The sequence below is a fragment of the Paraburkholderia sp. SIMBA_054 genome, from assembly GCF_046534875.1.
GTDB lineage: Bacteria > Pseudomonadota > Gammaproteobacteria > Burkholderiales > Burkholderiaceae > Paraburkholderia > Paraburkholderia hospita.
The window spans coordinates 23,922-38,883 of the sequence record NZ_JAWRXV010000002.1 but is presented as its reverse complement, the minus strand read 5'-3'; the positions used below and the strand labels follow the sequence as shown (position 1 = coordinate 38,883).

At 66.0% G+C, this 14,962-nt stretch carries 10 protein-coding genes; 6 read left to right on the top strand and 4 right to left on the bottom strand.

All coding sequences use genetic code 11. The features are described from left to right. Positions 1-35: 35 nt before the first annotated feature. From SB822_RS02860 to SB822_RS02845, 4 genes are all read left to right on the top strand, one after another. Complete coding sequence (locus SB822_RS02860) at positions 36-206, top strand: hypothetical protein (RefSeq protein WP_158660489.1); 171 nt, start codon at positions 36-38, stop codon at positions 204-206. Next, positions 203-1,180: a DMT family transporter gene (locus SB822_RS02855; protein WP_090835833.1), complete on the top strand. Its 978-nt coding sequence runs from the start codon at positions 203-205 to the stop codon at positions 1,178-1,180. The genes SB822_RS02860 and SB822_RS02855 overlap by 4 nt, the downstream gene beginning before the upstream one ends. A gap of 167 nt (positions 1,181-1,347) precedes the next feature. Beyond that, complete coding sequence (gene smc, locus SB822_RS02850; protein ID WP_090835832.1) at positions 1,348-4,866, top strand: chromosome segregation protein SMC; 3,519 nt, start codon at positions 1,348-1,350, stop codon at positions 4,864-4,866. A 171-nt stretch (positions 4,867-5,037) separates the two neighbouring features. Then, positions 5,038-6,276 (top strand): cell division protein ZipA C-terminal FtsZ-binding domain-containing protein, encoded by a 1,239-nt coding sequence (locus SB822_RS02845; RefSeq protein WP_090835831.1) that lies wholly within the window; start codon positions 5,038-5,040, stop codon positions 6,274-6,276. 161 nt (positions 6,277-6,437) lie between these two features. On the opposite strand, the gene SB822_RS02840 is transcribed toward SB822_RS02845, so the two are convergent. After that, positions 6,438-7,277, bottom strand: coding sequence for a hypothetical protein (locus SB822_RS02840; RefSeq protein WP_090835879.1), 840 nt, complete (start codon positions 7,275-7,277; stop codon positions 6,438-6,440). A 251-nt stretch (positions 7,278-7,528) separates the two neighbouring features. Here SB822_RS02840 and ligA point away from each other — a divergent pair, with 251 nt between their 5' ends. Next, complete coding sequence (gene ligA, locus SB822_RS02835) at positions 7,529-9,580, top strand: NAD-dependent DNA ligase LigA (RefSeq protein ID WP_090835830.1); 2,052 nt, start codon at positions 7,529-7,531, stop codon at positions 9,578-9,580. Continuing rightward, positions 9,577-10,110 (top strand): peptide deformylase, encoded by a 534-nt coding sequence (gene def, locus SB822_RS02830; protein ID WP_007580570.1) that lies wholly within the window; start codon positions 9,577-9,579, stop codon positions 10,108-10,110. The genes ligA and def overlap by 4 nt, the downstream gene beginning before the upstream one ends. 81 nt (positions 10,111-10,191) lie before the next feature. Here def and SB822_RS02825 read toward each other — a convergent pair whose 3' ends face one another. The 3 genes from SB822_RS02825 to SB822_RS02815 all read right to left on the bottom strand — a co-directional run bounded on the left by SB822_RS02825 (position 10,192) and on the right by SB822_RS02815 (position 14,961). Next, a complete protein-coding gene (locus SB822_RS02825) occupies positions 10,192-11,157 on the bottom strand; it encodes a pseudouridine synthase (RefSeq protein ID WP_090835829.1) in 966 nt (321 codons plus the stop codon). Beyond that, complete coding sequence (locus SB822_RS02820; protein ID WP_143055699.1) at positions 11,154-11,873, bottom strand: hypothetical protein; 720 nt, start codon at positions 11,871-11,873, stop codon at positions 11,154-11,156. Before SB822_RS02820 ends, SB822_RS02825 begins: the two co-directional genes overlap by 4 nt. A 508-nt stretch (positions 11,874-12,381) precedes the next feature. Further along, entirely contained in the window at positions 12,382-14,961 is a 2,580-nt protein-coding gene (locus tag SB822_RS02815; protein ID WP_090835827.1) for a [protein-PII] uridylyltransferase, read from the bottom strand. Position 14,962: the final 1 nt, after the last annotated feature.

Genomic DNA, 14,962 nt, shown 5'->3' with positions numbered 1-14,962 from the left:
GATGCGTCCGGCACAAAGAAGAAAGTGGAGACACAATGCGGGCAGTCACCGGATGCAACGGTAAAGAATTCAGCGGCAACGGCTGGCAGCGATCACGCGCCGCCGTCGCCGGCAATACACAGGGCAACAAGGGCAACAAGGGCAACACGCAAGGCAAGGCAGTCATGCAATACACGCTGGACATCGGCGGGAGCATCGCGCGATGAATCTCCCGCTTCGCAACACCTTGGGCAACGCCTGGCCGACGCTCGCGATCATGCTGGGCGCGTCGGTATGGGGCATGGTCTGGTATCCGCTGCGCATGCTCCACGCCCTTGACGTGACAGGTACGGCCGCGAGCGCGCTGACGAGCGGCGCGGGGTGCCTGTTCGTGCTGCTCGTACGGCGCAGCGCGATCAGGACGGTCCGCTGGCATTGGCTGCTGCCCGCGCTCGCGCTGTTCGCGGGCATCACCAATCTTGGCTTCGTGTGGGGCGCGATCCACGGCCAGGTGATGCGCGTGCTGCTGCTGTTCTATCTGACGCCCGCGTGGACTGCGCTGTTCGCGCATTTCATCCTGCACGAGCGGCTGACGTGGGCGGGCGCGGGGCTCGCGGCGCTGTCGCTGGCGGGTGCGATGATGATGCTGTGGTCGCCGCAGCTCGGCATTCCTGTGCCCGGCAGTCTCGCCGAATGGGCCGGGCTCGCGGCGGGCATGTCCTTCGCGATGAGCAACGTGCTGATCCTCAAGACGAGCCGCGTGCTGCCCGGCATGAAGGCGGAGATGCGCACGGCTGTGATCTTCGGCGGCGCGGCGATTTTCGGCGGTTGCGCATCTTTCTTCGAATCGATGCCCGCGCCGCCGACGGGCGCGCATATGGGCATGGCCGTGTTCCTCGTGCTCGCCATCGGCTTCGTGCTGGCCACCAACAACATGCTCGTGCAATACGGGCTCGCGCGCGTGCCGGCCAACCGGGCGTCTATCATCATGCTGTTCGAGATCGTCATCACGGCGCTCACGGCGTGGCTGTTCGCGGGCGAAGTGCCCGGTCCGCGCGAATGGGCGGGCGGCGCGTGCATCGTGCTGGCCTCGGCGCTGTCGAGCTGGGTGCATCGGGTGAAGCCTGCAGAGAAGGCGGACGCCGGCAAGGATGGAAACGCCGATGGCAACGGTAAGAATCGCCCACGCGCGATGGTATGATTGCCCCTCATTGGCCGGCGGTGCAGCGTAGGGCGCACCGCGGCGCCGGAATCGCAGCGGGCTCGCGCTCCGTCGTGCCGTCAGTCGGGGTGTGAACCCGATGGCGGTTCGCAGATGAACCCGCGCGTTCCGTTTCCATAAATTATTTCTCAAACAGCGAAATCGCCGTGCGTCTGACCTCGATCAAACTCGCTGGCTTCAAGTCATTCGTCGATCCCACGCATTTCCAGGTTCCGGGCCAGCTCGTCGGCGTGGTCGGTCCCAACGGTTGCGGCAAGTCCAACATCATCGATGCCGTGCGCTGGGTGCTCGGCGAATCGCGCGCCTCGGAGCTGCGCGGCGAGTCGATGCAGGACGTGATCTTCAACGGCTCGACGGCGCGCAAGCCGGGTAGCCGCGCCAGCGTCGAACTCGTGTTCGACAACGCCGACGGCCGTGCCGCCGGCCAGTGGGGCCAGTATGCCGAAATCGCCGTCAAGCGCGTGCTGACGCGCGACGGCACGTCGAGCTACTACATCAACAATCTCCCCGCGCGCCGCCGCGACATCCAGGACATCTTCCTCGGCACGGGCCTCGGCCCGCGTGCGTACGCGATCATCGGGCAGGGCATGATCTCGCGGATCATCGAGGCGAAGCCCGAAGAACTGCGCGTGTTCCTCGAAGAAGCTGCGGGCGTGTCGAAGTACAAGGAACGCCGCCGCGAAACCGAGAACCGTCTGCATGACACGCGCGAGAATCTGACGCGCGTCGAGGATATCGTCCGCGAGTTGACGGCGAATCTGGAAAAGCTCGAAGCGCAGGCCGTCGTCGCGACGAAGTACAAGCAACTGCAGGCCGAAGGCGAAGAAAAGCAGCGCCTGTTGTGGCTGTTGCGCAAGAACGAGGCGGGCACCGAGCAGGACAAGCAGAAGCGCGCGATCGAACAGGCACAGATCGACCTCGAAGCGCACACGGCGAAGCTGCGCGAAGTCGAAGCGCAACTCGAAACGCTGCGTGTCGCGCACTATTCGGCCAGCGACGCGATGCAGGGCGCACAAGGCGCGCTGTACGAAGCGAACGCCGAGGTGAGCCGCCTCGAAGCCGAAATCAAGTTCATCGTCGAATCGCGCAACCGCGTACAGGCGCAGATCGCCGCGCTGACGGCGCAGCGCGAGCAGTGGCTCGCGCAGGCGCAAAAGGCCCAGGACGATCTCGAAGACGCCGAAATCCAGCTCGGAGAAGGCGAAGAAAAGGCGGTGATCGCCGAAGAGACGGCGGCCGCGAAGCACGACGCGATGCCTGCGCTCGAAGCGCGCTGGCGCGATGCGCAGTCGCAACTGAACGAGGAGCGCGCCGGTATCGCGCAGACTGAGCAGGCGCTCAAGCTCGAAGCCGCGCACCAGCGCAACGCCGACCAGCAGTTGCAGCAGTTGCAGCAGCGTCAGGAACGTCTGAAGACGGAAGCGGGCGGGCTGGACGCGCCCGACGAGGCGCAGCTTGAAGAGTTGCGCATGCAGCTTGCCGAGCACGAAGAGATTTTGAGCGAAGCGCAAGCGCGTCTCGCCGATGCGCAGGACACGCTGCCGCGTCTGGACGGCGAGCGCCGCGCCGCGCAGGAACGCGTGCAGGCGGAAAGCGCCCAGATCCATCAGCTCGAAGCACGTCTGGCCGCACTGCGCCAGTTGCAGGAAAACGTGCAGACGGAAGGCAAGGTCCAGCCGTGGCTCGACAAGCACGAGCTGGGCGCGCTGCCGCGTCTGTGGAAGAAGCTGCATGTCGAAGCCGGTTGGGAAACCGCGCTCGAATCCGTGCTGCGCGAGCGTCTTGCCGCGGTCGAAGTGTCGAATCTCGACTGGGTGAAACACTTCGTCAGCGACGCGCCACCCGCCAAGCTCGCGTTCTACGCGCCGCCCGCGGCTGGTCAGCCGGTGGCTGCGCCGCCGTCGCTGCGGCCGTTGGTGTCGCTGGTGCGCATCGACGACGCCGGCATCCGCGCGGTGCTCAACGATTGGCTCGGCAACACGTTCATCGCCGACGATCTGCCCCAGGCGCTGTCGATGCGCGCGCAACTGCCGGAAGGCGGCGCGTTTGTCGTGAAGGCCGGGCACGTGGTGACGCGCGTCGGTGTGCAACTGTACGCGGCCGATTCCGAGCAGGCGGGCATGCTCGCGCGTCAGCAGGAAATCGAAAACCTGACGCGCCAGGTGCGCGCGCAGGCGCTGCTCGCCGAAGAGGCGAAGGCGGCCGCGATTCGCGCTGAGGCTGCGCATACGCAGGCATCGAATGCGTTGACGGAAGTGCGCCAGCAGGCCGAGCGCGCGACCCAGCGCGTGCACGCGCTGCAGATGGACGTGCTCAAGCTCACCCAGGCGCACGAGCGCTACACGCAGCGCAGCACGCAGATCAGCGAGGAACTCGAAGAGATCACCGCGCAGATCGACGAGCAGCGCGCGTTGCGCACGGAGTCGGAAGCGAACTTCGAGCGCCACGACGGCGAACTCGCCGAATTGCAGGCGCGTTTCGAAGACAACCAGCTTGCGTTCGAATCGCTCGATGAAGAACTGGGCAACGCGCGCAACCAGGCGCGCGATCTCGACCGCGCCGCCACCGATGCACGCTTTGCCGCGCGCAACTCGGCGAACCGTATCGACGAGCTGAAGCGCAGCATCCAGGTCGCGCATGAGCAGAGCGAGCGCGTCGCCGGTTCGCTCGAAGACGCGCGCGCCGAACTCGAAACGATCAACGAGCAGACCGCGCACACGGGCTTGCACGACGCGCTTGAAATCCGCCGCGCGAAGGAAGAGTCGCTGCACGCCGCGCGTCTGGAACTCGACGATCTGACCGCGAAGCTGCGTGCTTTGGACGAACTGCGGCTGACCACTGAACGCTCGTTGCAACCGCTGCGCGACCGCATCACCGAATTGCAGTTGAAGGAACAGGCCGCACGCCTGAACGCCGAGCAGTTCATCGAGCAGCTGACGGCGGCGGGTGTCGACGAAGCCGACCTGCAGGCGAAGCTCACGTCGGACATGAAGCCGTCGTATCTGCAGGGCGAAGTGACGCGCATCAACAACGCGGTCACCGCGCTCGGCCCCGTCAACATGGCCGCGCTCGACGAGCTGAAGGCGGCGTCGGAACGCAAGACTTTCCTCGACGCGCAATCGGCCGACCTGAACAACGCAATCGAAACGCTCGAAGACGCGATCCGCAAGATCGACCAGGAAACGCGCACGCTGCTGCAAGGCACGTTCGACGAGGTGAACCGTCATTTCGGCGAGCTGTTCCCGCGTCTCTTTGGCGGCGGCCAGGCGAAGCTCATCATGACGGGCGACGAGATTCTCGACGCAGGCGTGCAGGTGATGGCGCAGCCGCCGGGCAAGAAGAACTCGACGATTCACCTGCTGTCGGGCGGCGAAAAGGCGCTGACGGCGACGGCCCTCGTGTTTGCGATGTTCCAGCTGAATCCGGCGCCGTTCTGCCTGCTGGACGAAGTGGACGCGCCGCTCGACGACGCGAACACTGAACGTTTCGCGAACCTCGTGCGCGCGATGTCGGAGAAGACGCAGTTCCTGTTCATTTCCCACAACAAGATCGCGATGGAAATGGCGCAGCAACTGATCGGGGTGACGATGCAGGAGCAGGGCGTCTCGCGGATCGTGGCCGTCGACATGGAAACGGCTGCGGGATTTGTCCAGAATATCGTTTAAACGTCCACCCGCGCGTCGCTTCGGTTGTGCGCGGGTGTTGCTGAAACAGAATTGAATTCGCTGCGCGTCTGCGCCCGCAGCGGCGGTGCGTGTCACTCCCGGTGTCACCGCCAGCCGCGCGAACCAGGCGCTGCGCGCAACGACGATAAGAATTGCAGATGGGGAGCGTGCATGGACGAGTTGACACTCGGATTGATTGGCGCGGGCGCCGTGGTGGTCGGGGGAGTGGTGGTCTACAACGCGTGGCAGGGCGCGAAGGTGCGCCGCAGGATGCCGCGGCCGATGCCCGCCGATGCGGCGGACCCGCTCGTCCGGGACGACCAGATGGAGCAAAGCCCGTTCATCGAGCCGGCGCGCCCGACGACGCGCCGCGAATCCACTGCGGGCGACCCGGCGGAAGCCGCGCGCGTCGAGCCGACTTTCGGCGGCGTCGCGCCGCTCGACACGCCAGCGGATATCCAGGCTGAGAACACGTCGCCGAACGGTTTCCCCGAAGATGAAGAGGCCGCGCAGCCGGGTGCCGAGGTGCATGCCGACGACGAGCGGAACGAGCCGATTTTGCCCGCTGCCACGACGATTTCGTCGGCGCCGCCGGCCATCGTCGATCGGCGCATCGACTGCATCGTGCCGATCAGGCTTTCGTCATCCGTGACGGGCGACAAGGTGCTGCCGCTCGCGCAGCGTCTGCGCCGTGCGGGCAGCAAGCCGGTGCATATCGAAGGCAAGCCGGAAGGCGGCGGCGCGTGGGAACTGCTGCAAAACGGCATGCGCTACGAAGACCTGCGCGCGGCTGCGCAGCTCGCGAACCGCAGCGGCCCGCTCAACGAGCTGGAGTTCTCCGAGTTCGTCACGGGTGTCCAGCAATTCGCCGACGCGCTCGATGCATCGCCCGAGTTTCCGGACATGATGGAAACGGTGTCGATGGCCCGGGAACTCGACGGCTTTGCGGCGCAATGCGACGCGCAACTGTCGATCAACGTGCTGTCGGACGGCGCGCCGTGGTCGGCGAACTACGTGCAGGCCGTCGCGTCCCAGGACGGGCTGCTGCTGTCGCGCGACGGCACGCGCTTCGTCAAGCTCGACGCGAAGCAAAGCCCCGTGTTCATGCTGCAGTTCGGCGACACCAACTTCCTGCGCGACGATCTCACGTACAAGGGCGGCCAGATGATCACGCTGGTGCTCGACGTGCCCGTCGCGGATGAAGACATCCTGCCGTTCCGCCTGATGTGCGATTACGCGAAGTCGCTGGCGGAGCGCATCGGCGGGCGCGTGGTCGACGATGGCCGTCGGCCGCTGCCGGAAAGCGCGCTGCTCGCCATCGAGCAGCAGTTGATGACGCTTTACGCGAAGCTCGAGCAGGCGGGGATTCCGGCTGGCTCGCCGGCGACGCGGCGACTGTTCAGCCAGTAAGCGCACGACACTAGTTACCCGACGAAACTTCGTCATAGCCGGACAAACAACCGGACAAACAACCGGACAAACCGCCTGACGCGTGCCACCGCTTCAGGCGGTTTTCATTTGGGTCTCTCGATTCGCGTAGTTACCTTGCGCAGCCCACTCTGCGGACGGCTTCATCCCACGTCGTCCTGCCACGGTTGGCCGCTGATCCACGCCTTGATCGCGGCGACCACCGCCTCGTCCCTTCCATAGAACCCATGGTGCGACAACGCCTCGCAGGGTTTGCCACGCACGTCGCCGCCATGCACGGTGATCAGCGCGTACTGGCTGCTCTCCGCGATGCGTCTTAGCGCTTCGTACGAGCAGAGGAAGCAGCCATCGTCGGCGTGCTGTACGAATAGCTGGCGCGGGTGGATCGCGCCATAGTCGAAGCCGATCAACGGCGTGACCTGGCCGCGCGCGGGACTGCTGAGCGTGGAGGTATGCACGACGGCGTCCCAAACGTCGGGCAACGCACGGCCCACATACGCCGTCGAGATCGTGCCGCGGCTGGTGCCGACCAGCACGAGCTTCGCCTGCGGGAAGCGGTTGCGCAGACTGGCTGCGACCTGGGCGAGATCCTGCGCGGAGCGCGGCGACGCGCGGAACGCGTCGGAGTAGCCGCCGGGTTGATCGGACGGGGCATCGACGATTGCCGTTGCGAACTGCGCGTCCACGAATAGCTGGCGTGCGCGAATCAGGAAGTTGTTCTTCTCGCGTATGCGGATCGTGCCGTCGGGCTGTTGCGACAGTTCGAGATCGCCCGCGCTGCCTGGGAACATCACGAGCACCCAACGCGGCGCGCTGCCGTCCTGCTGCGTGAGTAGATAGGAGATCGACGTGCCCTCCGCGAGCGGCACGCTGACCACCTGCTCGCTTGCCATTGCGCCTCGCGCGCTGAAAAGGGCGAGCGCTCCCAGAAGCACGAGCAGGCAACGGACGAAATGGACGAAACGGACGACGATAGCGGACATGGCGATAGGTTCTCCCAGTCGATGCGTGCCGATGTGGATGGAAGCACGCGATGGACGGCAGGCGACAAGGTCGCATTGCGAGCCGCGCGCTGTCAACGGTTTGCACGCGAACTGGCCGATCGGCCAGGACTTGTAGGAATACGTTCGGCCTGGGTTTGCGCGCGCACGAAACTGGCCATCCGGCCGATGCGACAGGAAGCGCTTCCTGAGATAATCTGACATCCCGTTACCATCCGCGAAACGCCGACAGCATGGCCCGAACCAACGTCCCTGATCCAGCAACCAGCGCACCCGCCGAGCGGGCGTTGTGGCTGCGCGCCGAACTCGAGCGCGCGAACCACGCGTACTACGTGCTCGACCAGCCGGACTTGCCCGACGCGGAATACGACAAGCTGTTCAAGGAACTGCAGCAGGTCGAAAGCGAGCATCCCGATCTCATCACGCCGGATTCGCCCACGCAACGGGTTGGCGGCGAAGTGGCGAGCGGCTTTCAGCCCGTCGTGCACGACCTGCCGATGCTGTCGCTGAACAACGGTTTTTCGGATGAAGACATCGCGGCTTTCGACAAGCGCGTGTCGGACGCACTGCACGAGGCGAGCGTCGACTACGCGTGCGAACTGAAGTTCGACGGTCTGGCCATCTCGCTGCGCTACGTGGACGGCCAGTTCACGCAGGCGTCCACGCGCGGCGACGGCGCGACGGGCGAGGACGTGACGGAGAACGTGCGCACCATTCGCTCGATACCTTTGAAGCTCAAGGGCAAGCGCGTGCCGAAGCTGCTCGACGTGCGCGGCGAAGTGCTGATGTTCAAACGCGATTTCGACAAGCTGAACCAGCGTCAGCGCGACGCGGAGCAGCGCGAGTTCGCGAACCCGCGCAATGCGGCGGCGGGCAGTTTGCGGCAGCTCGATTCGAAGATCACCGCACAGCGTCCGCTGTCGTTCTTCGCGTATGGGATCGGCGTGCTCGACGGCATCGAGATGCCGGCCACGCACAGCGAACTGCTCGACTGGTATCACGAGATGGGCTTGCCCGTGAACAGCGAGCGCGCCGTCGTGCAGGGCGCCGAAGGGCTGCTCGGCTTCTTCCAGAAGGTGGGCGAGAAGCGCGACAAGCTGCCGTATGACATCGACGGCGTCGTCTACAAGGTGAATCGCCGCGATCAGCAGGACACGCTGGGCTTCGTTTCACGCGCGCCGCGCTTTGCGCTCGCGCACAAGTTCCCGGCGCAAGAGGCGTTGACGAAGCTCGTCGCCATCGACGTGCAGGTCGGACGCACGGGCGCGATCACGCCCGTCGCGCGGCTCGAGCCCGTGTTCGTTGGCGGCGCAACGGTGACGAACGCGACGCTGCACAACGAGGACGAAGTGCGTCGCAAGGACATCCGTATCGGCGACACCGTGATCGTGCGACGCGCAGGCGACGTGATTCCCGAGGTGGTCGGCGCGTTGCTCGACCGGCGTCCGGCCGACGCGCACGAGTTCGTGATGCCGACGCAATGCCCCGTATGCGGTTCCGCGATCGAGCGGCTGCCGGACGAAGCGATCGCGCGCTGCACGGGCGGCCTGTTCTGTCCGGCGCAGCGCAAGCAGGCGCTGTGGCATTTCGCGCAGCGCCGCGCGCTTGATATCGACGGCCTGGGCGAAAAGATCATCGATCAACTGGTCGAACTGAATCTGGTGCGCACGCCAGCCGATCTCTTCAACCTGGGCTTTGCGACACTCGCCGAACTCGATCGCTTTGCGGAAAAGTCCGCGCAGAACCTCATCGATTCGCTCGAAAAGGCCAAGCACACCACGCTCGCGCGCTTCATCTACGCGCTCGGCATCCGGCATGTCGGTGAATCGACGGCGAAGGATCTGGCCAAGCACTTCGGCTCGCTCACGCCGATCATGGATGCGTCGGTCGAAGAGCTGCTCGAAGTGAACGATGTCGGTCCCATCGTCGCCGAGTCGATCCATCAGTTCTTTGCCGAGGAGCACAACCGCACGGTCATCGAGCAGTTGCGCGCGCCCGGCAAGGTGACATGGCCGGAAGGACCGCCGGCGCCGAAGGCGCCGCAGGGCGTGCTGGCGGGCAAGACGGTCGTGCTGACGGGCACGCTGCCCACGATGGGCCGCGACGAAGCGAAGGAGTTGCTGGAAGCAGCCGGCGCGAAGGTGGCCGGCTCGGTGTCGAAGAAGACCGATTACGTGGTGGCGGGTGCCGAAGCGGGCAGTAAGCTCGCAAAGGCCGAGGAACTCGGCGTCCCCGTGCTCGACGAAGATGGTATGCGTAAGCTCCTGGAGGGGCAGACAACATGATTCACGAAATCCTCAAGATGGGCGATCCGCGCCTGCTGCGCATCGCCAAGCCGGTTGATCATTTCGACACGCCCGAACTGCACGAGCTCGTCCGGGACATGTTCGAGACGATGCATGACGCCAATGGCGCCGGGCTCGCCGCGCCGCAGATCGGCGTCGATCTTCAGGTCGTCATCTTCGGTTTCGGCCATAACGAGCGTTATCCCGACGCGCCTTCCGTGCCGGAAACGGTGCTGATCAATCCGACCATCACGCCCGTTTCTCTGGATACGGAGGAGGGCTGGGAAGGCTGCCTGTCGGTGCCGGGCTTGCGCGGCGCGGTGAGTCGCCTGTCGATGATCCGCTATCACGGCTTCGATCAGTTCGGCAAACCGATCGATCGCGTCGCCGAGGGCTTCCATGCGCGCGTCGTCCAGCACGAGTGCGATCACCTGATCGGCAAGCTGTATCCGATGCGAATCACGGATTTCTCCAAGTTCGGCTTTACCGAAGTGCTGTTTCCCGACCTCGATCCGAAATCGGACGATTGAGTTTCAGACGCCGAAAAGGAAAAAGCCCGCGCGAGCGGGCTTTTCTCATGTCGAGAAGCGTCGATGGACTGACGTCCGATCTCAGAACGACTCGTCCGGACCGAGATAACGCCACTGTCCGGGCGGTAATGCCCCGAGCATGACCTGACCCATCCGCACGCGCTTGAGGCCCACCACGTCCAGCCCGACCAGTTCGCACATCCGGCGAATCTGACGCTTCTTGCCTTCTCGCAGCACGAAGCGCAGTTGCTCGCCGTTCTGCCAGTCGACCAGTGCGGGCTTGAGCGGCACGCCGTCGAGTTCGAGGCCGTGGCGCAATTGCTCGAGACTTTCGGGCGGGAAGTGTTGTTCGACGTCCGTTTCGACGTCGCCGTACGCGACGCGCACCAGGTATTCCTTGTCGATTTCCGAATGACCGCCGATCAACTGCTTCGCGACGCGGCCGTCCTGCGTCAACACCAGCAAGCCCGTCGAATCGATGTCGAGGCGGCCCGCCGGCGCGAGCTGGCGCAGATGCGCGACCGAGAAGCGCGTGTCCGTCTGGTCGCCGTCCCAGTGGTTCTCGGGTTTGACGAGCGTCACGGCCGGCTCGTAACCGTCTTCCGCCTGACCCGATACCAGGCCAACCGGCTTGTGTATGAGGATCGTGACCAGCTTCATCTGCATGGCTTGCGCGGCGGGATCGATCTGGATATTGGCGTCGGGGCGCACCTTCGTGCCGAGCGTATCGATGACGACGCCGTCGACGGTCACCCAGCCTTTCTCGATCCATTCGTCCGCTTCGCGGCGCGAGCACAGGCCGAGTTCGGACATCAGCTTCGACAGGCGCAGGTTGCCGGGGGCGTCGTTGAATTCGCCTTCGTCGCGGTGTCGCGGGGCGGCCTCCGGGCGAGCCTTGCGCGCCGGTTTCGGGGCCGCGCGGTCGAATTGGGCCGGGCGGTCGAAGCTGTCGTCGAGCGAGCGCGGGTCGCGTTTTGCCTTCGGTGCGCGCGGTGTCGCGCTGGCTGACGCATCGGCGTCGGGGCGGTTTGCGTACGCGCTTTTCACGGGCTTCGCGTAGGTGCGTTCGCCGCGGGCTTGCGTGTCGTCGCTGCGAGTACGGCGCGGCGCACCTTCGCTGCGTGGGCGTCGTTCGGCAGATGCATCGCGCTCGCCGGAGAAACGCGGGCGGGGCGATTCGCTGCGGTCGCGCGGTGCGCTACGGCGTTCGTCGCCCTCACGCGGGGCGCGGGGAGCACGGCGTGCGTCGTCGTCACGGGAGAAACGCGGTGCGCTACGGCGTTCGTCGCCCTCACGCGGGGCGCGGGGAGCCCGGCGCGCATCGTCGTCACGGCCGACACGCGGCGCACTACGGCGTTCGTCGCCATCACGCGGTGCGCGGGGAGCGCGGCGTGCGTCGTCGTCACGAGAGAAACGCGGCGCGCTGCGGCGTTCGTCGCCGTCACGCGGGGCACGGGGTGCTCGGCGTGCGTCGTCGTCACGGCCGAAACGCGGGGCACTACGGCGTTCGTCGCCGTCACGCGGTGCGCGGGGTGCTCGGCGTGCGTCGTCGTCACGGCCGAAACGCGGGGCACTACGGCGTTCGTCGCCGTCACGCGGTGCGCGGGGCGCGCGGCGTGCATCGTCGTCACGGGAGAAGCGCGGTGCGCTGCGGCGTTCGTCGCCGTCACGCGGTGCGCGGGGTGGACGGCCTGCGTCGCCGTCACGGGAGAAGCGCGGTGCACTGCGCCGTTCGTCGCCATCGCGGGAAAAGCGCGGTGCACGGTCGCTTGCGCCTGCCGAAGCGGCGCCACGCGAAGGACGATCCGACGGCGCGCGTCGTTCGGTCCGGTCGCCCGCGTCACGGCGGAAACCGCCGCTTCCTGCGGCGCCCTCCCTGCGCGCCGGACGGTCACCCATCGAGCGGCGTTCGAACGAACCGGGATCGCCACGTTCGCGCGAACCCGCGCCCGCTGCGCGCGCGGGCCGGTCGCCCGAGCGCGGCGACGCGCCGTCACGCGCACCCGCCGACGGTCCGCGTCGCTCGCCCGGGCCGCCCGCCGGCTTGCCGGCAGCGCGCCTCGGTGTTTCGCCGCTAGCTGCCGCGCCTCGGCGCGCAGCGCTTGCGCCCGCGGAGCCGGCGCCGCCGCGCGGCCCCGTCGAAGCAGCGCCTTTGGCTGGGGCGGCGGGCCGCGTCGTCTTGCGTGCCGTCGTGCTGCCCGGACGCACAGGGGTGCGCTCGGACGAACTCGGCCGCGGATGCTTGGCTGTCAGTTTGACTCGCATGAAATCTCACACTGCGATCGCGCGCAGCAGCTCCGTTTCGACCTGGATTTGTCGTCGGTTGTCAGAGAGGCCGTGTCCATCAAGTAGGAACACGTCCTCGACGCGTTCGCCGAGTGTATTGATCCGCGCCGCATGGACGCCGACCCGGTGCTCGGCCAGCACGCGCGCGATCGAATAAAGAAGGCCCGGCCGGTCGTTGGCCGACACGGACAGGATGTAATACTGGCCACGCTCGTCGGCCCGCAGGTCGACGCGCGGCGTCACGGGGAACGTGCGCGACAGGCGCGACAGCCGGCCCTTCGACGGCTCAGGCAACAACGTGCCTTCCGCCCTCAGGCGCCCTGCCAGTTCCTGTTCGACGAGGTTGGCGATGTCGCGATAGTGGACGTCACGCTCGGTATGCGCAACGAGAAAGTTGTCGAGGGCATAACCGTGTCGGGTGGTGCTCACGCGCGCATCGAGCACAGACAGCGAATTGCGGTCGAAATACGCGCAGATGCCCGCGAACAGATCGGGGCGGTCCTTCACGTAGACGAGCACCTGCAACGCCTCACCGATGGGCGAGGGCCGCGCGCGCACGATCGGCGTCTCCGTCTCCACATGACGGTGCAGCACGCGCGTCTGCCACGCGATGTCGGCAGCGTCGTGGCGCAGGAAGTAGCCGACGTCGAGCTTGTCCCACAGCGCGCGGTGCGCGTTCTCGGGCACCGTTTCGAGGCGCAGCAGCGCGAGCGCTTCTTCCTGGCGCTGCTTGAGTTCCGAATGCGCGTCGGGGCGGGCGCCGCCGAGCACGGCGAGCGTCGCACGGTACAGGTCTTCGAGCAGCTTGCCTTTCCACGTGTTCCAGACTTTCGGGCTGGTGCCGCGAATGTCGGCCACCGTCAGCAGATACAGCGCCGTCAGGCGCCGCTCGGTGCCGACCAGATCGGCGAACCGCTTGATCACTTCCGGGTCGCTCGTGTCCTGCTTCTGGGCGACCTGGCTCATCGTCAGGTGATGCTGGACGAGCCAGACGATTAGCGCCGTGTCGTCGGTGGAAATGTCGTGCTCGCGGCAGAAGCGGCGCGCGTCGGCCATGCCGAGGGTGGAGTGATCACCGCCGCGACCCTTCGCGATGTCGTGGAACAGCGCGGCCACGTACAGCACGTACGGCCGCTCGAAGTTCACGATCAACTGGCTGCAGAACGGGTATTCGTGCGCGTGCTCGGCAACCGCGAAGCGCCGCATGTTCCGAAGCACCATCAGAATGTGCTGATCGACGGTATAGACGTGATACAGATCGTGCTGCATCTGTCCGACGATCCGGCGGAAGTTCAGCAGATAGCGCCCTAGCACGCTGGTCTGGTTCATCAGACGCATCGCATGCGTGATGCCCTGCGGCTGCTTGAGGATTTCCATGAAGAGGCGCCGGTTTTCCGGATCTCGCCGCCAGCGGTGGTCCATCTTGTCGCGCGCGTTGTAGAGCGCGCGCAGCGTGCGTGCAGACAGCCCTTTGACGCCGGGCGTCTCTTCGTACAGCAGGAAGGCTTCGAGGATCGCGTTCGGCTCGCGCTCGAAAACGTCGTCGCTGGCGATTTCCAGCATGCCCTGTTTCTCGACGAAACGATCGGACAGAACGCGAGTAATACCGCTCGTGCTAGGAAAAAGCTGCGCTTCGATGTTCTGGATCAGAATGGTCGACAGCTGCGTGACGGCTTTGGCGGCCCAGTAGTAGCGGCGCATCAGCTGCTCGCTGGCCCGGCGCGTGGACGTGGCCTTGAAACCGAAGCTCTCGGCGAGCGGATTCTGCAGGTCGAATACCAGAATGTCCTGGCGACGCCCCGCCAGCACGTGCAACCGCGCGCGCAGCGTCTTCAGGAAGCCTTCGTTGCGGCGCAGTTCGCGCGCTTCTCGGTCCGTGATCAGGCCGCGCGCATCCAGTTCGCGCCAGCTGCAGCCGAAGCCGGCGGCCTGGGTAATCCACAGAATCAGCTGCAGGTCGCGCAGGCCGCCCGGACTTTCTTTGACATTCGGTTCGAGCGAGTAAGGCGAGTCCTGGAATTTCGCGTGACGCTGGCGCATTTCCAGGACTTTTGCCTGAAAGAACGCGCGCGGGTCGAGTGCGTCGCGGTAGCGGAGCGAAAAGCTCTCAAACAGCGCTGTGCTGCCGACGATGCGCCGCGCTTCGAGCAGCGAAGTCTGCACGGTGACATCGTTCGCCGATTCCTCGATGCATTGCGAGACCGTGCGCACGCTGCTGCCCAGTTCCAGCCCCAGATCCCACGCGAGCCCGATGAAGCGCTCGATGCGCGCTTCGAGATGCGCCACTGGCTCGTCGGGCAGCAGCACCAGAATGTCGATGTCGGAGTGGGGCGCGAGTTCGCCGCGCCCGTACCCGCCGACGGCCAGCAGTGCCAGCGACGCAGGCAGTTCGCACGCGGCCCACGCGCCGCGCAGCGCATCGTCGGTGATGCGCGCGAGCGCGTGCATCAGCGTGTCGACATTGGTCGCAGTCTTGAAGCGATCGAGCAGCGGGGTCTTGGCCACCTTGTAGTCCGCCTTGAGAGACGTGGCATCGGAAAGGGCGACAGCGTGAACGCTACTCATA

Coding starts and splice junctions, on each gene's coding strand:
- SB822_RS02840 (WP_090835879.1), bottom strand. CDS start 7,277: ATGTCCGCTATCGTCGTCCGTTTCGTCCATTTCGTCCGTTGCCTGCTC.
- SB822_RS02815 (WP_090835827.1), bottom strand. CDS start 14,961: ATGAGTAGCGTTCACGCTGTCGCCCTTTCCGATGCCACGTCTCTCAAG.
- SB822_RS02855 (WP_090835833.1), top strand. CDS start 203: ATGAATCTCCCGCTTCGCAACACCTTGGGCAACGCCTGGCCGACGCTC.
- ligA (WP_090835830.1), top strand. CDS start 7,529: ATGGCCCGAACCAACGTCCCTGATCCAGCAACCAGCGCACCCGCCGAG.
- SB822_RS02860 (WP_158660489.1), top strand. CDS start 36: ATGCGGGCAGTCACCGGATGCAACGGTAAAGAATTCAGCGGCAACGGC.
- SB822_RS02845 (WP_090835831.1), top strand. CDS start 5,038: ATGGACGAGTTGACACTCGGATTGATTGGCGCGGGCGCCGTGGTGGTC.
- def (WP_007580570.1), top strand. CDS start 9,577: ATGATTCACGAAATCCTCAAGATGGGCGATCCGCGCCTGCTGCGCATC.